Genomic DNA, 19670 nt, shown 5'->3' on the forward strand with positions numbered 1-19670 from the left:
CTCTCATCGCGAAAGCACTGTGGTGACCGCGCGGCGCAACTCGGCTTCGGCATCTGCTACCATGTCAGCTGCGCGCCATGCGACGTGTTGATCAGGGCGGACCAACAAACAGCCAGTATCCGAAATCTCCGACACCCGTGCCCAGTCTCCTGTGTGATCGACATAGGTTTGGCGTGGGCCTACGACGTGACAGCGAATGGGCATTCCCAGTTCCCGTGACACAGTCTCGGCAGCGGTCACCCAGGCCTCGCCACCAATACCGGTAAACACAGTGAATTCTCCGCGACCGCACAAATCCAGAGTAGAATGCTTGTTCCCTGTATCGTGATCGAACACCCACACGTGTGGAAGACGCGCGCCGGGCCAAGTCGTCGGCTGGTAGTGCAACTCAGCATCCTGAGAAAAACCGGGATTGGGTTGACCATCCGTTTCAATCGCACAGGAGTCGTAGCGTTGGTTCATTTCAACGCCATGCGCATCGAACTCGTACTTCTTGAAGGCAATCGCCTCACGAATGGCCTGTCTTTGTGCCGCAGCGTCAGGCGTTGAACCCGAGCGTGCCTCAAGGTTGCTTTGCATGACCTGCGGGTCGACGCCTTCGGCCATTCCAAGCGATTTAAAGATTGGTCCGAACTCGCCGACGGATTGGTTGGCTCGAGTGACAATCTGCTTTGCTACTGGCGCACGTTCTTCGCTGTAGCTGTCCAGCAGGTTCTCTCCGGCATGACCTTTCAACACAGCCGCCAGTTTCCATGCGAGGTTAAAGCTGTCCTGGATCGACGTATTCGAGCCCAACCCGTTTGACGGCGGGTGGCGGTGCGCGGCGTCGCCCATGATGAACACGCGATCCTTTTGCATATGGGTCGCGTACATATTGTTGACGGTCCAGGTGTTGGCGCTGATCAGTTCGATCTCAAGCTCGGGGTCGCCGACAAGCTGACGCGCAACCTGCGTGGCCATCGCCGCGTCAACCTCTGGCGCGGGTTGGTTGATGTCATAGCCCCAGACGATCAGCCATTCGTTCCACGGGCGAACCATGCGGACCAGACCCATACCGATGCCACCGACATTCGCGCCGGGTTGCATCACCCAGTAGAGGACCGAGGGCCTATGCGCGACATATTTGCTGAGATCTGCGCGGAACAGGATGTTCATGGACCCGCCGACACCCATCTGTCCTTCAAAAGGCAGACCAGCATGTTCGGCGACCAGTGAATTACCCCCATCCGCACCGACCAGGTATTTCGACCGGATGGTGATTTCTTCACCCGACAAGCGATCAAGGCACGTCGTCGTCACGCCGTCTGCGTCCTGTTCATGGCGCAGGTATTCGGTGCTCATCCGTGCCTGAGTGCCACGGCGGCAAGCAGTGCCGAACAGGATCGGTTCCATAAAGGTCTGCGGTAGATCGTTCATCATGGTCGGGCTGGACAGCAGGTGCTCGGCCTTGGACAAGGGATGATTGCCCCAGCTTTTCATGCGCCCGATTTCCTCACCGGCAAGGCTTTCGCAGAACACGTTCTCGCCCATCAGGTCCTGATGCGCCGCGTGCATGTAGGCTTCGGCCTCGACCTCATGACCAAGGTCGCGCAGCACCTCCATCGTGCGCTGATTGGTGATATGTGCCCGCGGCGTATTGGCCAGCCACCGATAGCGGTTGATGACCATGTTCTCGACGCCATAGCTGGACAGCAAAGCCGCCGTTGCAGACCCCGCCGGGCCGGTCCCGATGATCAGGACATCCGTTGTAATGGTGGCCATAAGCTCTCTCCCTTGTTCTTTGAATGTCTCAGGACCGCGGATCCCAAAGGCGGCCGTCATATTCGGCCTCATAGGCTTTGCCGTCCGGGTAGGTGACCAGTTCAAGCTGCATGCCCCAGGGGGCGAGGAAATAGACCCAGGTCTCGCCAGCACTTGGGCCGTCGGTCATGGTTGTCGGGTTGCCGAGGACCTGAATGCCCTTGTCCTGCAAATAGCTGACGGCACCTTCCATATCGGTGGTGTAGAACGCGATGTGATGCCCGCCGATATCCGAGTTGCGCGGTAGCTTCGTATCCTGATCAGGCGCCGTATATTTGAAGATTTCGAAATTGGCGCCGTCGCCACAGCGCACCAGCCGCATCGTCGGGATTTCGGCTTTGGCATCGACGTTCAGATGCTCCGCCATCCAGGTGCTGTCACCGCCCGAGAACGGTCCCAACGGGTAGAACACATTGCATCCCATCACGTCCTGAAAGAAGGTGACAGCCTCATCAACGCTCGGGACTGTAAATCCCACGTGGTCTGTGCCCGTCATTCCCGGCAGGGAGCTGCCAGCAAGTGCGCCAGTTCCAAGTGCTGCGGCCGCGACCGTCAACGCGATTGTTTTCATGGATCAATCCTCCTTGTTCGACTGCGCGCCAATCACCAAACGACGGCGCACAGGGAATATTTGAAGTCCGGTTTTTTCGGTGATCAGCCCCCAGAGGCCGCGCGGGGCGAAGAGCATGACGGCGATCCCGATCAGCCCGAGCACCATGAGGTACCAAGAGCCGTAGTCGGCCAGCAGGCTCTGCAAGATGAAGAAGATCAGCACGCCCAGGATCGGGCCTTCGATGGTGCCGATGCCTCCGATCACGACGATGAAAATCACGTAAGCCGTCCAGTCGGTGACCGAGAATGCGGCATCCGGAGAGATGCGCAGTTTCTGTACGTAGATCAGAGCACCGGTCAGCCCTGTTCCCGCCGCTGAAACAAGGTAGACCAGCCATTTCATCCGCACCGCATCCACGCCAACGGATTTCGCTGCTTCGACGTTATCGCGTACCGCAGCCAGCGCCAGCCCGCGCTTCGTTCTGAGCAGCCAGTAGATGCCCGCAATCGTTGCGATCACCAGCGCCAACGCCAGCCAGTAGGTCAGGATATCGCGCGCAGCAGCTCCGCGAACGTCAAACGTGGTCTGAATCCATTCGGTAGCCCACATCTCACGCGTTGCGGTGCGCGGCAGAGAGGTGCCGGTGCCGCCGCCGAGCACTTTCCATTGGGCCACCAGCAGGCGCATGACCTCGGAGATGACCCATGTTCCGATGGCGAAATAAGCCCCTTGCAGGCGGAAGGCAAAAAAGGCCGTGGGAATGGCAACGATCAGGGCCGCAACACCTCCCAGCAGGATCGCGGGAACCGGGTCCATACCCCACAGGATGACACCGCCGAACATGGCGTATGCTCCTATGCCCACGAAGGCTTGCTGGCCGACGGACACAAGGCCACCATACCCCGCCAGCAGGTTCCAGAACTGCGCCAGTACAAGCATGGTGAAGATGAAGAACAGGTCTTGAATCAACCCCCTGCTGGCAAATGTCGGCAGCAGGATGAACAGGATGATCAAAGCGATGCAAACGGCTCCGGCACTGTAGGATGCGCGGGTCTGAGTCTGAACGCGGTACATTGAAGTATCTGTCATCAGTCCACCGCCCTTGGAAACAGGCCTCTGGGTTTGATCAGAAGCACGATGAGAAAGGCCAGATGACCAGCCAGGATTTGCCATTCGGGGTTGATTGCTGCCCCGACAGTCTGAGCGACGCCGATAATGATGCCTCCGATCAGTGTGCCCCACAGACTGCCTAGGCCACCAATGATCACAGCCTCAAAAGCGTAGATCAGGCGTGCCGGGCCGATATTGGGATCAAAGTTCGCCCGCATTCCCAGATAAAGCGCCGCCAGCGTCACCACGAGCATTGCGATGGCTGTCGCAGTGGCGAAGATACGTTCTGGCCGGATACCCATTAGACCCGCTGTCACCGCATCATCCGACGTCGCGCGGAACGCCCGCCCCAATTCGGTGCGATAGAAAAGCTGGTTCAGACCGATGATGACAAGGATTGCCGAGGCAAAGGTCAGCAGCGGCAGAACACCCAAGTTCAGTCCGCCCATTTGAACGGAAGCCGTTGCAATTGCACCCGCAGGCAAACGTTGGCTATCGGCTGAGAAACCTTCGAGCAGAGCATTCTGCAAGACGACTGACAAACCGAATGTCACAAGCAAAGGCGGCAAGATATCAGGCCCCAGCACGCGGTTCAGCACATGTCTCTGCAAAGCCCAACCCACACCAAACATGATTGGTGCGGCAATGATTACTGCCAAAAACGGAGAGAGACCAAGCAGCGAGACCAACAGAAGGACCAGATAGGCGGCAAAGACGATGAGATCGCCATGGGCCAGATTGACCAAGCGCATGATCCCGAACACGAGGCTCAGCCCTGCTGCGAACAGCGCGTAGAGCCCGCCCAACAGAACACCCTGAATAATGGTATCGATCCATATCATGCGGCGGCTCCTCCGAAATAGGCGTCGTGTATGGCCTCGCGGCTGAGTGTGTCTGCTGTGCCTTCCAGCGTGACGCGACCCTCCATCATGCAATAGACGCGATCTGCCACTTTCATTGCCTGGCCGATGTCCTGCTCCACCACGATCAGGCTGGCCCCGGCCTCCTGAATGCGGGGGACGGCGTCGTAGATGTCCTTGATGACCACGGGTGCCAGCCCGAGGCTGATCTCATCGCACAGCAGAACGCGCGGATTGCTCATGAGGGCGCGGCCAATGGCCACCATTTGCTGTTGCCCGCCAGACAGGGCGGTGCCGGGATGGTTTCGGCGCTCTTTAAGGATCGGGAACAGATCGTAGATCGTTTGCAACGACCAATGGCCTGATACCTTTCGCCCATAAGTTCCGATCAGCAAGTTTTCCTCGACACTGAGCGACGGGAACAACCGACGCCCCTCGGGCACCATTGCCACACCACGCGCCATGATTTCATCTGCTGCCAGGCCTCCGATGGGTTGGCCGCCAAAGCGCACTTGGTCGAACCCGTTGGTCAGAACGCCCGAGATAGAGCGCATGAGGGTAGATTTTCCGGCCCCGTTTGCGCCAATGATGGCGACGGTTTCGCCTTCGTCCAGAAGGATATCAACGCCGAATAGGGCTTGGAAATCCCCGTAGTGGGCGGTTAGCGCATGGGTTTCCAGCAGGCTCATCAGACTTCGATCCCCAGATAGATTTCTTTGACTTCCCGGCTGTTCATGATTTCGTCCGGATCACCGAAACCGATGACCTTGCCGAAATCCAGAACCAGCAGGTGCTCAACAACAGAGGTGAGCGCATGCAGGACGTGTTCAATCCAGATGATCGTGACTCCTCTGCTGTGCAGCCCCTTGATCGTGTTGATCAGCGCGGTGCATTCCGCGTCGGTCAGCCCCCCTGCGATCTCGTCCAGCAGCAACAGTTTCGGGTTTGTCGCCATTGCCCGGGCCAATTCCAGCCGCTTGCGTTGCAGCAGCCGCAAGCCAGCGGCCATGTCATTGGCCACATCCAGCAGTTCCGTTTGCTCAAGAATGCGGGCGCAGTCCTGTTCGACCTCATGTTCGGATTTGCTCTGCCCATGCGTCGCGGCCACCAGCAGGTTTTCGAACACCGTCAGATGATCAAACGGCTTAGGGATCTGGAACGAGCGACCAATCCCCGACAAGCAGCGCTGCATCGGCGGCACGCGCGTCACGTCAGCTCCGTCAAAATGGATCGATCCCACATCTGAGGTCAAGTTGCCGGTTATCAGGTTGAAGAGTGTCGACTTCCCGGCCCCGTTCGGGCCAATGATCCCAAGGGCTTGACCTTGTTCAACATCAAAGCTGACATCGTCCGTGACGGTGAGCGCACTGAAGCTTTTGGAGACGTTTTTGAGCGAAAGAATGGTCATGCCGGTATCCCTGCCACGAACAGCGTCCGGGGCGTTGGTTTCATTGCGATCAGGAGATTTCTTCCATCACACCCGCGGTCGGGATTTCGGTTGCCGAGGAGTTATCGACGATTACAAGGTCATAGCTGCCATTGTCGAGCAGTCTCCATTGCCCTCCCACCAGGGGCGTCTTCGCGACATTCTGAGCAGCGAAGGGTGGCAGGCCCGCACCATCAAAGGCGATGCGACCAACGATGGAGTCCAACTGCGTGGCTGCGATGGCCTCGGCCACGGCATCCCCGTCTCCCGCGTCCTCGACGCGGCCCATGACATTGGCCGCCATTTCAAACAGCGCGTGCACAAAGCCGATGGGTTGAGTCCACTGGCGGCTGGTGGCTGCCGTGTAACCCTGCGCCAGTTCAGCCGAACTTGCGCCGGTCAGTGACGATGAGAAAGGATGCGTGGGTGACCACCACACCTCGGAACTTAGATTGTTGCCCGCGCTGCCCAAGGCTTCGACCGCTTGGGGGAACAGGATGGCCTTGCCGATGCTGGCCGCCTTAGGGGTGAAGCCTTGCTGCTTGGCCTGGCTCCAGAATGTGGTGAAATCGGGCGGGATCGGTACGCCAGTGACGATTTCGACATTCGCCTGACGGAACGCGTTGATCTGGGCCGAGAAATCGTCGGTCAGACTCTGGTACCGTCCGGGGTCGGTCAGTGTGTATCCAAACTCGGACAAGACCGGTGGAAAGCCAACATTCGGGTCGCCCCAGGCGTTGCCGTCACCATCATTCGGGAATAAGGCGCCAACCTGTTTGTTGGTGTCCAATTGGTTCCACATCGCGGTGAAGACAGAGATCACATCTTCGAGGCCCCAGAAGAAATGATAGGCATAGTAGAACGGCTCCCAACTGGCTGGATCGCCCGGGTTGCCTTGCTGGCCGATGAACCATGGTTGCCACGGGGCAACGGTCGAAATGCAGGGCACTTCCTCGGCCTCACAGGTTGAAGCAACCGGGTTTGTCGTTTCGGGGGTTGAGGCGACCAACATCAGGTCGATCTCATCATCCACGATCAACTCACCCGCGACGTCTGCCGCCCGGTTCGGGTTCGACTGACTGTCCTTGACGATTACTTCGAAATTTGCACCAGCCTCGGACGCGGCGAAACTCTCCAGAATATACTTGTCTGCCTCGGAAAACGCGGCCAGCGGCCCTGATTGCGGGCTGACATATCCGAGCTTTATCTTTGTACCCTGAGCGATAGCGGGTGCAGCGAGCGCGCCGGCGGCCAGCCCGAGGCCGGTTGCGGCGCTGGATTGCAGCAATTTGCGTCGTGTGATCATGTGTCCCTCCCTTGACACGGTGAACTCAAACGCTTGGGGCGGTGCCCGCCCAGGCGTTTCGTAGCAGCGCCCGCAGCCCGTCAGCCGTGACGGGGCGCGGATTCCAATACGGATTCTTCAGTGCGATTGCGGTTGCGCGATCCAGATCGTCTTCCGAAAGGCCGAAGTTTTTCAGAGCCATCGGAGCGCCCATAGTTTTGGCAAAATCCCAAAGTGCCTGACCGGGCTCAGAACCTCCAAAAATGTCTGACACAGGGGCCAGCAACTCGGGTACGCTCACAGCATTGTAGGCAATGGCATGGGGCAGAACCATTGCATGAGTTTCCGCGTGTGGCAGATTGAAGGACCCGCCTAACGTATGGCAAAGCTTGTGATGCAGCGCCATCCCAACCAGACCAAGTACCGTGCCGCAGGCCCACGCACCGCGCTGCGTTTCTTCTCTGGCTTTCAGGTCGTTGGGGTTTTCGGCCACGATCGGCAGGCCCTCTGCGAACGCTTTCAAACCGTCGATTGCCAGCGCAGTGGTTTCCCCTGTGCGGTCTTTGGCATAGAGCGCTTCGGACGCGTGAGCCACTGCGTTCAGTGCGCTGGTTACGGTCATTGCAGGCGGCAAGGAGGCCACAAGTTCGGGATCATACAAAATGACCCGCGGCAGAACTTTAGCGTCTGTAAGAGTAGTTTTGAGGCCCTTTTCGGTCTGACCCAGAATCGGAGTAGCCTCGCTCCCGGCATAGGTGGTGGGGATTGCGATCTGTGGTAGCTCTGTGCGAAGGGCAATTGCCTTGCCTAGGCCGATCGTCGAGCCGCCACCGATGGCCACAACGCTGTCCGCCTGAACTGACTGGGCGTGTTCGACCGCATCTTCGGTTACCTCAACCGGCGTGTGCATCGCCGCACGGGTAAAAACACCAGATGCGCGATCACCGATCATCGTTGCCAGTTCCATCGCCATATCCGCCTGTTGCGGCGTGGAGAGAATCAACGCTTTTGCCGAACCCAGTTCGGACAACTCGGAACAAATGCCGTTTCGCAACCCCGCGCCAAACCGAATCTTCTGACCATTAATGCTGGTGATGCTGAGACCCATAGGGAGGTTTCCCGACCTGCGCAGAATTGTGAATTTGGTCAACGCTAGCAGGGCACGAACGGGTTCTTGATCGAATTTGAAACAGACAATATAACTTTGTGTTATGAAGCTGGATCCACGGCATCTCGAAATTCTCGCGGCTATCGTCGAAGCGGGTGGCTTGACCGAAGGTGCTGTTTTGCTTGGAAAATCCCAGCCCAGCGTCTCGCGCAGCGTGTCCTTGCTGGAAGATCGCGTGGGAGAACCTTTGTTCCTGCCCACTCGACGACCTCTGCAACCGACCGAACTTGGTCTTTCATTGGCGCGTGAGGGGCAGAGGATCCTGGATGCGGGTCGTCATGCGAGCCGTCTGGTAGGCGAGTACCGGCAAGGTCTTACCGGCGCGGTGCGGGTAGCGGGCACGCCGATCTTCATGGACGGCGTTATCTCGAGCGTGATCGCAGAATTTCAGTCGGAGCACCCAAACATCCGGATTGATCAGTCCTATGGATACCCTGCTGACCTGTTGTCGAAAATTTCCAATGAGACATTGGATGTGGCAATTCTTCCCATTCGTCCGGCCGACGTGTCTGAAGAATACGAGTTTCGCCAAATCCTTCCAGGGCGAAATGTTATTGCTTGCCGCATTGGGCACCCTTTGGCGCGCAAGAAAGAGGTGAAACTCGATGATATTACCAACTATCCTTGGATCGCCCCGCCCGCGAACAGCCCACTTTTCCGCGACCTGAGAAATACCTTGGATGGAATTGGTGTGCGTGACCTCAAGATAAGCTTCACCGGAGGGTCTCTTAGTGCAGTTGCAAATGTTTTGACGGGCTCAGACTCTCTGACCGTTTTGCCGTTTTCTGTCGTCTTTATGATGCAACGCCAAAACACCCTGGCATCCCTTCCAATTAAGATCGGCGACCCGGACCGCCACCTGGGCTGTATTACGCTTTGCGATCGCAGAATGTCCCCGTCATCAAGCCGGTTCATAAATTTTGTTGAACAAAAATTTCAGGTCCTGGATCGACTGATTTGTAAGGCCTGAGTTTATCGCCAATGCAGGTCAATGACTCCAGCCTAAGGCAACTTCGACTTCCCCGCGGCATTTGTTGAGAAGTTTCTTCGTATTGCACAGCCACGGGGCTCAATCGTACGGATAATTTCCTTTTTTGTTGCTTCACGCATTGAGAACTAGAATGACAATGACGCTCGTTACTCTCATAGAATTCTGGTCGGGCGTTATAAGTCGACCCTGGAACGACAGCCGGCCTTTTCAAAATCAGTTTTCTGCGCATTGCTGTCATCGGGGATCTCACAGCGCAGGTCAATTTGGGCTCATACGGGACCACTGCCGCGGTGCGGCCGTAAGTCTGGTTTGGATTGGCGAACGGCAAATGCCGCCCGCCAACATGGTTCAAATGTCGATTTGCTCGGCGATGCTCAACGCATCTTCAAGTTCGACACCAAGATATCTGACAATACTGTCAACCTTTGTTTGCCCGAGCAGCAGTTGAACTGCCCTGAGATTTCCGGTTTTGCGGTAGATCTCCGCCGCCTTGGCCCGGCGCAGCGAATGAGTACCGTAGCCGCTGGACTCTAACCCAATCACGGCCACCCAACCCCGCACAAGTCGGCCATATTGGCGGGTTGAAATATGTGGGCTGTCATGAAACCGGCTAGGAAACATGAAATGGCAGCCGATCAGTTCCGGCGACTTGATCCATGCGGCAATGGTGTCCCGTGTGTTTTCAGAGAGTTCGAACTGAACGGGTCGCTGGGTTTTGCTCTGGATCACAGACACCCTCTCGCGAACGCGGTCATCTCTGACCAAATCGCTGACGTATAGTTTCACCAAATCGCATCCGCGTAGCTTGCTATCAATCGCACGTTGAACAGAGTGAGATCACGCAGATTCCTGGCCAATTCGAGCAGCGCGCGGATTGCCCACACTTGTTTCGGCAACAGCGGCCGCTTCTGCCCGATTATCCGGCCTTTGTTCCAGGCTGTTCGTTTTTGGGGGTGACAGCGGGAAGTTGAACTCTTGGCATATTGGGCCCTCCAATCCCCCCGCCGAGCCCAGACATCAGCACCGCGCTGACAGCAGAATATTACTGTTGGTTCGAATGGCCGTTGTCCGATTGCTTGTTCTTCGGGAAACGCTGCGGGTGCATTGGGCTGGTTTGAGCCCAAAGCGGACAAGCACCAAATCTCATAATTTTCTCGTACCGGTGGTAGTTTCAAACGTCGGTCAATTTTACCATAGTAGCAGGCTTGCTTTTTGCGCCTCGAAACCTTTTGGCGTCGGAAAAAGCGAGCGCATCCTAGCAACAAGTTCGATCTCTCCATCCAGCATCTTTCGGACAGTGTTTAACCAGTTATTGAAGGTTTCAGATTCCCAATGATCCTGGACTGCGGCTTCGTTCCGGAACACTTCGTAGAAATAGAAACGATTTGGGTTTGTTTCATCCACCATAATATGAAACTGGAAAACTTCGGGTTCTTCACTGACAACATTTTGCGCTTGGAAGATGCTGGCGTCCAAAAAGGGCTGCCGATACTCAGGTTTTACGTTGATCACGAAGAACCCACCAAACATTGCATCGTCCATATTTGTCTCCCTCATTGATCTGAAAGCGGCGAAGGTCGCAAAACACACCTGTCCTGCTGGATGGCATTAACCTACAGCACTGCGATACCCATGAACCTAAGCGGATATCCTTTCTTCATCTGCTTCACCCCATCCTAGCGCGCGAGAAAGTTCGTGTGACATTGTGGTAAGTGTATGGCCAATCTTTTCTCGCTCCGAAGGTGTAAACACCCGAAGAGACGCCGTAGCGCCGATTGAAAGCGTCGCACCAACACCTGTCTTAGTCAGCGTTGTTGCGACAGAACTGATTCCGCGCTCGAGCTCTTCAACACATTCGGCATACCCTTTGGCTCGAATGACATCGAGTTCCGCGGCCAGATCCTTGGGGTCTGTAATCGTGCGATCTGTGTACCGCTTAAGCTGCCCATCCAATCGGTCTTGAGACAGCAGCTCAGGCGACACAGCGGCGATTGCCTTGGCGCAAGAGCACGCGTGCATTGGTCGTTTGCCCATACCTGGATGAAGAAAAGACACGCCCGTCTGCGGTGTCTCCACATGAATAATCTCAACCCAATGGCCCCGTAGCCGAGACAAGAAAAACGCAGCGCCATGGTCATTCGCGGCGCCAGAGAGGACAGGCGCAATCACTTGCAAAAGTGCGGGATCAGAGTGATCGCTCAACGTGATACGCTTTAGCCTAATCCCAATCGCGAACTCACCGCGGGTTGGTGATTCAAGGAGGCCGGACAAAACAAGGTCTTGAACCAGCCTGTAGGCCGTCGGTTTAGGTATATCGGACTGGGCACAGATATCCGCTACAGACGCACGTCCTTTTTGACCCACGATTTCCAAAATCAGCGCTAATCGTTCGAGATGCATTTTTCTCACTTTATGATAACTAAGTTTTCGATATACGATAAAATTTAGGGAATCAAGGGAGGAGCACTCGATGGATGGACAATGCTGTGGGCCGGGCTTCAAGAGTCCGCAAGAAGCCATCAAAGCCCCCCGAGAAAAGCTACTCTACACGATCGCCATCTACACCGGGACAGGGATCCAGAAACCTGATTATCTTGCTACAGTGGATGTCGACCCTGACAGCCCGACCTATTCTCAGGTAATCCATAGGCTGGAAATGCCGGGGATTGGGGACGAGCTTCACCACATGGGGTGGAACGCCTGTTCGTCCTGTCACGACGACGGCTCGATGTCCCGCAAATACCTGATCCTGCCGGGCGTACGCTCTAACAACCTTCACATCGTTGATACAGCCACTGACCCGCGTGCGCCGCGGTTGCATAAGATCATCGACGGGGCCGAGATCAAGGCCAAGGCAGATTTATCGGGCCCGCATACGGTGCATTGTTTGGGCTCGGAAATCATCATTTCCTTCCTTGGAAATGCCAAGGGTGAGGCTCCTGGAGGCTATCTGCATCTCGACAAAGAGTTCAACATCGTCGGTCGCTGGGAAACCTCGATGGGCGATATCAAGTTTGGCTACGATTTCTGGTACCAACCGCGCCACAACGTGATGGTCAGTTCCGAATGGGCTGCGCCCAATACCTTCATGCCGGGCTTCGATCTGGAAGAAGTGGGCCATCTGAAATATGGGCGGGAGCTGCATTTTTGGGATTTCGAAAAACGCGAACCGGTCGAAAGCTTCTATCTGGGTGAAGACGGGCTGTTGCCACTGGAAGTTAAGTTCCACCATGACCCCGACAGCACGCATGGGTTCTGTGGCGCAGCTCTTTCGACCAATGTGATCCATTGGTGGCAAGACGATGCTAAGAAGTGGCGGTGGGAAAAGATCATCGATGTGGAAAACGAGATGCACCCCGAATGGCCGATCCCGTTGCCGGGGGTTATGTCGGCGATCCTGATCTCGATGGACGACAAATACTTGTACCTGAACAATTGGCTGCATGGAGATATGCGCCAGTATGACGTCACCGACCCGCATAATCCCAAGCTGACCGGGCAAGTGTTTATGGGGGGCCTTTTGGGTAAAGCTCCGATCGTTAACGGGGTCGAGGTCGCGGGTGGTCCACAAATGTTCCAGCTCTCTCTCGACGGACGAAGGCTTTATGTCACGACCTCGCTGTTCTCGACTTGGGATAACCAGTTCTATCCCGAGATCCGCGAAAAGGGCGGGGTTATGGTGATGATCGATTGCGACCCTGAAAACGGTGGTATGAAGATCAACGAGGATTTCATTGTGGACTTTGGCAAAGAACCGAATGGTCCATCGCGCTGTCACGAGAGCCGGTATCCTGGCGGTGATTGCACAAGCGACATCTGGCTATGATTATGTATACCGTGACGATCGCGAACAGAGATGGCGCGCAATACTGTGTGGATGCGCGGCGTCCACTTCTGGAAACGCTGAGAGAACAGGGCGTCGACTTGCCTTTTGGGTGCAAGTATGGCGGCTGCATTACCTGCGCGGCAAAACTACAGAGTGGTGCGATCGATCAACGCCGACAGGTTGCGCTGAATAATCGGCAAATCGCGAACGGCTATGTGATCCTTTGCGTGGCACGTCCGACATCCGACATCACGCTTGAGATCGGGGTCGAGAGCCATGACAAGCTGTACCGCAATCCGTTTCTCGACCCTCTAAAACCCCACGAACTCAAGGCTGACATTGCGACGCCGAAGGAAGGTTAACCGATGCCCGAAGCAGATATCGACCGCATCTACGATTACGACCCCAAATACCTCGCCGACATCCTGCAGTCGGTTAAAACCATTGCAATGGTGGGGGCTAGCGCGGACAAAACGAAATTCAGCTATGGCGTTCTGCGACAGCTGAGTGAAATCGGCTATGATATTCTACCGGTGAATCCTAACCCGAATGTTTCGGAAATTAGAGGGCTCAAGGTCTACCACTCGCTGGAAGAGATCGACAAACGTGTTGATATGGTAGACGTTTTTCGTCCAAAGGAAGAGTTGTATGCCTTTGCCGAGAAGGCTATCGCAATCGGGGCAAAAGTTCTTTGGGGTCAAATCGGTGTGTACGACGACAAAGCAGCGCAACTCGCCGAAGCGGCGGGCCTTAAAGTCGTGATGAACCGATGCCCCAAGATTGAACTCTTCCGCCCTTTTTGGAAGCCGCGCCTGGACCTAAAGATATGATGGAAATTCGATTGGTAGCGGCCTCCTCAGCATCGAATAAGGGTGCCAATTGAGATATTGTGCTTACGGAAGAGAAGACACATAATCCTGCCCGCTTTACGAAATCCGCGTACTCTAAACCCAAGAATGGCCGTTTTATATATAGAACCAACGGCCACCTTGTCCGCGAACCGGATATTCAGGCTACGTCCCAGCGCCGCGCAGCGGCGAACGGCAGCTTTGTGCGCTCTTCGGACCTCCGTCCCTCTTCCAGCCTCACTCGTGCAACGAGTATCTCCTTTGACGGGCCGCACCGCGGCGACAGAGGTCAAGGTCAAACGGCCGCTTTTGGTCGTCCTCGAAGGGCAGGGCGCCTTGTGATCACACATGCTGCACGGGCTCCCGTGTCTGTTGAGAGCCCAAAGCGATCGCGCTTTCTTGATGGGACCACTTTGCTCTAAATACCGGGCTGACAGTGCTCTCTCTGCAGGCTAGCTTCCAACAAGCGGGGAGAGAAACATGGAAAAGAGGCTTGCGGCTGTGCTGGCGGCTGATGTCGCTGGATACTCGGCGTTGATGGATCAGGATAGCGACGGAACACTCAAAGCGCTTAAGGCTTTCCGTGAGGATCATCTAATGCCCGCTTTGGCTATTCATGAAGGGCGATTGATCAAAAGCATGGGTGACGGTTGGATTGCTGAGTTTCGCTCCGCATCGGCTGCGACAGAATGCGCGATTGCTGTTCAGACGGCTGACCGCCCACAGGAGATTCAAGTCCGCATCGGCATACATACAGGGGAAGTAGTTTCGGAAGGCGATGACATATTCGGTGACGGTATCAACATAGCTGCCCGTCTCGAGGCATTAGCGGAACCGGGGCAGATATTGCTTTCAGACACAGCACACAACAGCCTAGACCGGAAAGCCGCCGCCTCGTTCTCTGGCGGTCGGAAGACTGAGTTGAAGAACATTGCACGCCCAGTTGGCGTGTGGCAGTGGCCTGTCGGTTCGACGGCTACAAGTGCAACTGTCAAATCTGAGAAACCCGGTATTGCCGTGCTGCCGTTTGACAATATGTCAGGCGACCCGGAACAAGAGTTTTTCGCTGATGGAATTACCGAGGACATCATAACAGAGTTGTCTCGTTTTCGTTGGTTGATGGTCGTAGCGCGAAACTCATCTTTTACTTTTAAAGGTAAGAGCACCGACATTCGCGAAGTTGGGCAGGCGCTCGGCGTGAGGTATGTGCTTGAGGGTTCGGTAAGGCGCGCAGGCCAGCGTCTTCGGATAACAGGACAGCTAATTGATGCGAAGAATGGCAGCCATCTTTGGGCCGATCGTTTCGATGGAATGCTGGACGATGTTTTTGACCTTCAAGATCAGGTCACACAGGAAGTTGTTGCGGCGATCGAACCGTCCGTTCGCCATGCCGAGACAGTCCGCGCTCGGGCGAAACCGACAGAAAACCTCGATGCGTATGAACTTTACCTCCAGGCTCAATCACACTTTCACCTGCTGACAGACGAAGACAACCGTGAGGCCATTCGCCTTACACGTTTGGCGTTGGAGCGTGATCCTGATTATTCGTCAGCAGCTGGATTGCTTGCGTGGTTGCATATCCAAAGGATGGTGCAGGGACTGAAACCGATTGAAGAAGGGCCGAAGGCCGCCGTAGCCGCGGCAGAACGTGTATTGTTAAGTGATCGCGCGGATGGAATTGCGTTGGCTTACGCCGCACACTCGATCTCTATGCTTGCACAAGACTTGCCGCGAGCTCGCGAAGTTTTCAAACAAGCACTCGCTGAAAATCCGAACGCTGCGACCGTTCACATGCTCGCTAGCATCAATCTGAGTTTTCTCGACAGACCCGAAGAAGCCCTGGAACACGCGACACACTCAATCAATCTCAGTCCGAAAGATCCGATGCGGCACGCAGCCTATGTCGGGCAGGCCTCCGCATTTTTCCAACTTGGCCGCTATGCTGAAGCCGTTGAGGCCAATCGAAACGCCTTGGCCATTAGGGCGAAATTCGTGATTACGCATCTCATGCTCATCGCATCATTGGCTCAAAACGGAGACCTAGAGTCAGCGAGGGCTGCGGTATCTGAACTGAAGGAGCTTCGTCCGGATCTAGACATTAAAGAACAAACGAGACTCCCCATTTTCAGCGTTCCCGAATGCTCGGAGCAATGGAGGGATGGATGGCTAAGAGCAGGCCTTCCAATCTGAGAAAACAAAATCAAGCAGGCTATGCAGTCCGGCGGCTTCGTCCGCAAATCAGACCTTTGAAGCCCGTGTCAGCAGGTATTCGTAAAGACAAGGTTCGCGATCAGACCTCAGCTTACGCTTTCCTCTTCCAGATGCAGCTTCATCTCGATCAGCACCTGTTGCAGCAAGCTGGTTTCCTTCAGCAGGCGCTTGGCCTCGTTCACGGTGATGATGCCGTCTTCGATGGCGGCCTGATACTCGGTCATCAGCATCGCGAACCGCTGGCTCAGCGCGATGACGTCTGCGTTCACCCCTCCGGTCCTTGGGGTATCTGTATTGCGACCGTCATAGGACAGGGTGATGTTCTTCAGATCCGCTAACGCCGAGGTCACATGCGGGTAGGTTGAAACCGCCTCAAGCCGGGCCACGGCATCCACTGGCATGAACCGGTCGGCGTGTTCGGCATTGTCCGAATAATACCGACCCAGAGTCGCCTTGGACTTGCCGGTGATCTCACAAGCGGATTCAATGCCTACGTCTTTGACCAATGCTTCTGTATGCTTTTTCAGATAGGCCCCGATATCTGCCATGCTTTTACCTTTTCTGCCTGCGTCACCCACAACATTTGCCAGTGTGGGGGAAAGGGACAGGAAAATTCCCATATCCCAGTCATAATTGAAATGTCATATATTGGCTATCCCTCAGATATGCAGGGGTTTTGTGAGTGAGTGGAGGCCGTTCTGGCCGGTAACGAGTGTGTGTGGGGCGCTATTTCAGCCCTGCTGTGTATAGGCCGCATGTAGGCCGACGGCGTCGCTGTTGTAGGCGCGGGGGATCCATCCCCTTTGAGCATCCGCTCAGCCTCTGCAACGACAACGGCGACGTCGCTTCCTTTACGGGTTTTGGTACCTTGCCCAGATTGGCCTGGCGAATTAGACCCGGGCGCATGGCAAAGCTCTATTTCAATTATTCCACTATGAACGCGGGCAAATCGACCGTGTTGCTGCAAGCCTCACACAATTACCGTGAACGGGGGATGGACACCTATCTGATCACGGCTGCACTGGACGGGCGCGCCGGTGTCGGGAAGATCGCATCACGGATCGGGATTTCCGCTGACGCTGATACGTTCGCGACCAATGATGATGTGTTTGCCATGATCCAAGTGCGACTGAACCAGGGTGAAATCGCCTGTGTCTTTGTCGACGAAGCGCAGTTCCTGACCGAGGAACAGGTCTGGCAACTGGCCCGTGCGGTGGACGACCTGAAAGTTCCGGTGCTTGCCTACGGGCTGCGGGTCGATTTTCAGGGACATCTGTTCCCAGGTTCTGCGGCGTTGCTGGCACTGGCCGACGAGATGCGAGAAGTTCGCACGATCTGCAAATGTGGGCGCAAGGCAACGATGGTGATTCGACAGGACGAGAACGGCAACACCATCACCGAGGGCGCACAGGTGCAGATCGGCGGGAACGAGACCTATGTTTCGCTCTGCCGCAAACATTGGCGCGAGGCGGTGGGCTCCTAGACCGGATTCGGCAACGGGCGGCCTGCGACAAAGGCCGCAACGTTATCCAGCGCCATGTGTCCCATATCTGAGCGCACTTCCTCGGTCGCGGTGCCAAGATGCGGCAGAAGGGTCACATTCTCCATCTCACGCAAGGTCTGAGGAACGGCGGGCTCGAATTCGTATACGTCCAACCCTGCCCCTGCGATCTGACCTGCTTGTAGAGCAGCGATCAGCGCGGCTTCGTGGATGACTTCTCCGCGTGCGATGTTGATCAAGATGCCTGCGGGGTTCATGGCCTGCAGAACATCCGCGTCAATCAGGTGGCGAGTTTCAGCACCGCCGGGCACAGCGAGGACGACAAAATCGACTGACGCTGCCAAAGCTGCCAGATCAGGGACGTATTCGGCTGGGAACTCTACTTCCTTTGGGCTGCGAGACTGATACGCGACCTGCATCCCGAACCCAAAATGACACCGGCGCGCAATCGCCTGACCGATGCGCCCCATTCCGACGATACCTACACGTTTCCCCGTCACGTGGTGACCCAGCATTTGCGTTGGATGCCAGCCCTGCCAGCCTCCGGCGCGAACCAGCCGTTCGCCCTCACCCGCGCGGCGGGCAGTCGAAAGCAGCAGTGTCATGGCGATGTCGGCGGTGGCGTCAGTCACGGCTCCCGGGGTGTTCGTAACGGCAACACCTGCGGTTCGTGCGGCATCCACGTCGATATGATTGTATCCGACACCAAAGTTGGCCATCAGTTTGCAGCGGGGCTCAAACACCTCAGCGAAAACCTGAGCTGAGAACTGATCTCCTAGAGTTGGCACAACGACGTCAAATTCGCGCAAAGCACGCAGCATTTCTTCAATCGACATCGGTAGGGTGCTTCCGCGAATTTCCACGTCAAACTCGACGCGGGCGCGGGCCTCGACTGCGGCGGTCATCGGGCGGGCTATCAGCAGTTTCACTAGTGCATCCGCCCGCCGATTGGAACCTCGCCATCCGGGCCGATCAGGACGATCTCGCCGTTTTCATCGGGCAGGCCCAGCACAAGGACCTCGGACATGAAGCGGCCGATCTGGCGCGGAGGGAAGTTCACCACGGCCATCACCTGTTTGCCCACCAGCGACGCTGGATCATAATGCGCGGTGACTTGGGCCGAGGTTTTGCGCTCCCCAATCTCATCGCCAAAGTCGATCCACATTTTGATCGCAGGCTTACGGGCCTCGGGGTACGGCTCGGCGCGGATCACCTCGCCTACGCGGATATCGACTTTGAGGAAATCATCGAAAGTAATCTCACTCACGAGACAGCTCCTTGGATCGGTCAGTTGCAGCTTTGACCGCGCGGTGTAGCAGGTCGGGAAAGCCTTCTTCTTCGTGCATCAGCACCTCAAGCGCAGCCTGAGTGGTGCCGTTGGGCGAGGTCACGTTGACGCGAAGTTGCGAGGGGTCTTCCTCGGCTGCCATGGCCAGTGCCCCTGCCCCCGCCACGGTGGATTTCGCCAATTTCATCGCCAACTCATGCGACAGGCCCTGCGCCTGTCCGGCGGCAGCCAGCGTTTCGATCAGGTGGAAAACATAGGCTGGCCCCGAACCGCTGAGGCCGGTGACGGCGTCCATCTGTGCCTCATCCTCAAGCAGGACGGTTTCACCAATGGCAGACAGCAGCTCCTCAGCCAGCGTAACGTCATCATCCGAGGCATTCGCATTACCGATCAGCGCGGTGATCCCCTGCCGGATCGCCGCCGGTGTGTTCGGCATGGCCCGCACGATCGGAGTGTTTGAACCCAGCACGTTTTCAAACGTCGCAATCGACGTCCCCGCGGCAACTGATACGAAAAGGCTACCGCCGCCGCCCAGCGCTTTGATCGCGGGCAAAGCCTCGCCCATCATCTGCGGTTTAACAGCCACCATCACCACAGCGGGCGCTTCGGGCAAAGGCGTGTTGATATTGACGCCCTGCTCCTTCAGCCAGTCCGAAGGTTTCGGATCAATTACCCAGACCGAGGAAACAGGAAGGCCATGCTCCAACCATCCGGCGAGCATAGCCGATCCCATCTTGCCGCATCCCAGAAGCACCAGCCCCTGTTCGGCGACGCGTGACATGTCCATGATTGCCCCTCCCCTT

General features: G+C 56.4%; 20 protein-coding genes and 1 pseudogene. 6 read left to right on the top strand and 15 right to left on the bottom strand.

The window, feature by feature from the left end; all coding sequences use genetic code 11:
* Positions 1 to 3: 3 nt before the first annotated feature.
* Genes ACR0LN_RS16540 through ACR0LN_RS16575 form a run of 8 tightly spaced genes read right to left on the bottom strand, consistent with a single transcriptional unit; the run spans position 4 to position 8142 of the window.
* The gene (locus ACR0LN_RS16540) at positions 4 to 1761 is read right to left on the bottom strand and encodes an FAD-dependent oxidoreductase (protein ID WP_480431159.1); all 1758 of its coding nucleotides are present in this window, start codon (positions 1759 to 1761) and stop codon (positions 4 to 6) included.
* A 28-nt stretch (positions 1762 to 1789) separates the two neighbouring features.
* Positions 1790 to 2371: a VOC family protein gene (locus ACR0LN_RS16545; RefSeq protein ID WP_480431160.1), complete on the bottom strand. Its 582-nt coding sequence runs from the start codon at positions 2369 to 2371 to the stop codon at positions 1790 to 1792.
* Between the two features lie 3 nt (positions 2372 to 2374).
* Positions 2375 to 3442, bottom strand: coding sequence for a branched-chain amino acid ABC transporter permease (locus ACR0LN_RS16550; RefSeq protein WP_480431162.1), 1068 nt, complete (start codon positions 3440 to 3442; stop codon positions 2375 to 2377).
* Positions 3442 to 4305 (bottom strand): branched-chain amino acid ABC transporter permease, encoded by an 864-nt coding sequence (locus ACR0LN_RS16555; RefSeq protein WP_480431164.1) that lies wholly within the window; start codon positions 4303 to 4305, stop codon positions 3442 to 3444. The genes ACR0LN_RS16550 and ACR0LN_RS16555 overlap by 1 nt, the downstream gene beginning before the upstream one ends.
* Complete coding sequence (locus ACR0LN_RS16560) at positions 4302 to 5012, bottom strand: ABC transporter ATP-binding protein (protein ID WP_480431166.1); 711 nt, start codon at positions 5010 to 5012, stop codon at positions 4302 to 4304. Before ACR0LN_RS16560 ends, ACR0LN_RS16555 begins: the two co-directional genes overlap by 4 nt.
* On the bottom strand, positions 5012 to 5731 hold the full coding sequence (locus tag ACR0LN_RS16565; protein ID WP_480431167.1) for an ABC transporter ATP-binding protein: 720 nt from the start codon (positions 5729 to 5731) through the stop codon (positions 5012 to 5014). The genes ACR0LN_RS16560 and ACR0LN_RS16565 overlap by 1 nt, the downstream gene beginning before the upstream one ends.
* A gap of 49 nt (positions 5732 to 5780) precedes the next feature.
* A complete protein-coding gene (locus ACR0LN_RS16570) occupies positions 5781 to 7055 on the bottom strand; it encodes an ABC transporter substrate-binding protein (RefSeq protein WP_480431169.1) in 1275 nt (424 codons plus the stop codon).
* Between the two features lie 25 nt (positions 7056 to 7080).
* The gene (locus ACR0LN_RS16575; RefSeq protein ID WP_480431170.1) at positions 7081 to 8142 is read right to left on the bottom strand and encodes a maleylacetate reductase; all 1062 of its coding nucleotides are present in this window, start codon (positions 8140 to 8142) and stop codon (positions 7081 to 7083) included.
* A 103-nt stretch (positions 8143 to 8245) separates the two neighbouring features.
* Between ACR0LN_RS16575 and ACR0LN_RS16580 the strand changes: the two genes are divergently transcribed.
* Positions 8246 to 9172, top strand: coding sequence for a LysR family transcriptional regulator (locus tag ACR0LN_RS16580; protein ID WP_480431172.1), 927 nt, complete (start codon positions 8246 to 8248; stop codon positions 9170 to 9172).
* A 369-nt stretch (positions 9173 to 9541) separates the two neighbouring features.
* Here the strand turns inward: ACR0LN_RS16580 and ACR0LN_RS16585 are convergent.
* The 3 genes and pseudogenes from ACR0LN_RS16585 to ACR0LN_RS16595 all read right to left on the bottom strand — a co-directional run bounded on the left by ACR0LN_RS16585 (position 9542) and on the right by ACR0LN_RS16595 (position 11593).
* Positions 9542 to 10175 (bottom strand): annotated as a pseudogene (locus tag ACR0LN_RS16585) (tyrosine-type recombinase/integrase).
* Positions 10176 to 10381: 206 nt separating this feature from the next.
* Complete coding sequence (locus tag ACR0LN_RS16590; RefSeq protein ID WP_010437910.1) at positions 10382 to 10735, bottom strand: putative quinol monooxygenase; 354 nt, start codon at positions 10733 to 10735, stop codon at positions 10382 to 10384.
* Between the two features lie 96 nt (positions 10736 to 10831).
* Positions 10832 to 11593, bottom strand: coding sequence for an IclR family transcriptional regulator (locus tag ACR0LN_RS16595; RefSeq protein ID WP_480431173.1), 762 nt, complete (start codon positions 11591 to 11593; stop codon positions 10832 to 10834).
* Between the two features lie 70 nt (positions 11594 to 11663).
* Between ACR0LN_RS16595 and ACR0LN_RS16600 the strand changes: the two genes are divergently transcribed.
* From ACR0LN_RS16600 to ACR0LN_RS16615, 4 genes are all read left to right on the top strand, one after another.
* Entirely contained in the window at positions 11664 to 13019 is a 1356-nt protein-coding gene (locus ACR0LN_RS16600) for a selenium-binding family protein (RefSeq protein WP_480431175.1), read from the top strand.
* A 2-nt stretch (positions 13020 to 13021) separates the two neighbouring features.
* Positions 13022 to 13381 carry a 2Fe-2S iron-sulfur cluster-binding protein gene (locus tag ACR0LN_RS16605; protein WP_480431177.1) on the top strand — a complete coding sequence of 120 codons (360 nt, stop codon included), beginning with the start codon at positions 13022 to 13024 and terminating at the stop codon, positions 13379 to 13381.
* Positions 13382 to 13384: 3 nt separating this feature from the next.
* A complete protein-coding gene (locus tag ACR0LN_RS16610; RefSeq protein WP_170389882.1) occupies positions 13385 to 13849 on the top strand; it encodes a CoA-binding protein in 465 nt (154 codons plus the stop codon).
* Positions 13850 to 14347: 498 nt separating this feature from the next.
* A complete protein-coding gene (locus ACR0LN_RS16615; protein ID WP_480431178.1) occupies positions 14348 to 16057 on the top strand; it encodes an adenylate/guanylate cyclase domain-containing protein in 1710 nt (569 codons plus the stop codon).
* Positions 16058 to 16164: 107 nt separating this feature from the next.
* On the opposite strand, the gene ACR0LN_RS16620 is transcribed toward ACR0LN_RS16615, so the two are convergent.
* On the bottom strand, positions 16165 to 16626 hold the full coding sequence (locus ACR0LN_RS16620) for a hypothetical protein (protein WP_480431180.1): 462 nt from the start codon (positions 16624 to 16626) through the stop codon (positions 16165 to 16167).
* A 356-nt stretch (positions 16627 to 16982) separates the two neighbouring features.
* Here ACR0LN_RS16620 and ACR0LN_RS16625 point away from each other — a divergent pair, with 356 nt between their 5' ends.
* Positions 16983 to 17561, top strand: a complete 579-nt coding sequence (locus tag ACR0LN_RS16625; protein WP_480431181.1) for a thymidine kinase — start codon at positions 16983 to 16985, stop codon at positions 17559 to 17561.
* Here the strand turns inward: ACR0LN_RS16625 and ACR0LN_RS16630 are convergent.
* Genes ACR0LN_RS16630 through proC form a run of 3 tightly spaced genes read right to left on the bottom strand, consistent with a single transcriptional unit; the run spans position 17558 to position 19654 of the window.
* The gene (locus ACR0LN_RS16630; protein ID WP_480431183.1) at positions 17558 to 18508 is read right to left on the bottom strand and encodes a 2-hydroxyacid dehydrogenase; all 951 of its coding nucleotides are present in this window, start codon (positions 18506 to 18508) and stop codon (positions 17558 to 17560) included. The two genes, ACR0LN_RS16625 and ACR0LN_RS16630, sit on opposite strands and share 4 nt — an antisense overlap.
* Positions 18508 to 18846, bottom strand: coding sequence for a tRNA-binding protein (locus ACR0LN_RS16635; RefSeq protein ID WP_480431184.1), 339 nt, complete (start codon positions 18844 to 18846; stop codon positions 18508 to 18510). The genes ACR0LN_RS16630 and ACR0LN_RS16635 overlap by 1 nt, the downstream gene beginning before the upstream one ends.
* Positions 18839 to 19654: a pyrroline-5-carboxylate reductase gene (gene proC, locus ACR0LN_RS16640; RefSeq protein WP_480431186.1), complete on the bottom strand. Its 816-nt coding sequence runs from the start codon at positions 19652 to 19654 to the stop codon at positions 18839 to 18841. The genes ACR0LN_RS16635 and proC overlap by 8 nt, the downstream gene beginning before the upstream one ends.
* Positions 19655 to 19670: the final 16 nt, after the last annotated feature.

The sequence above is a fragment of the Ruegeria sp. AA6 genome (assembly GCF_056542865.1).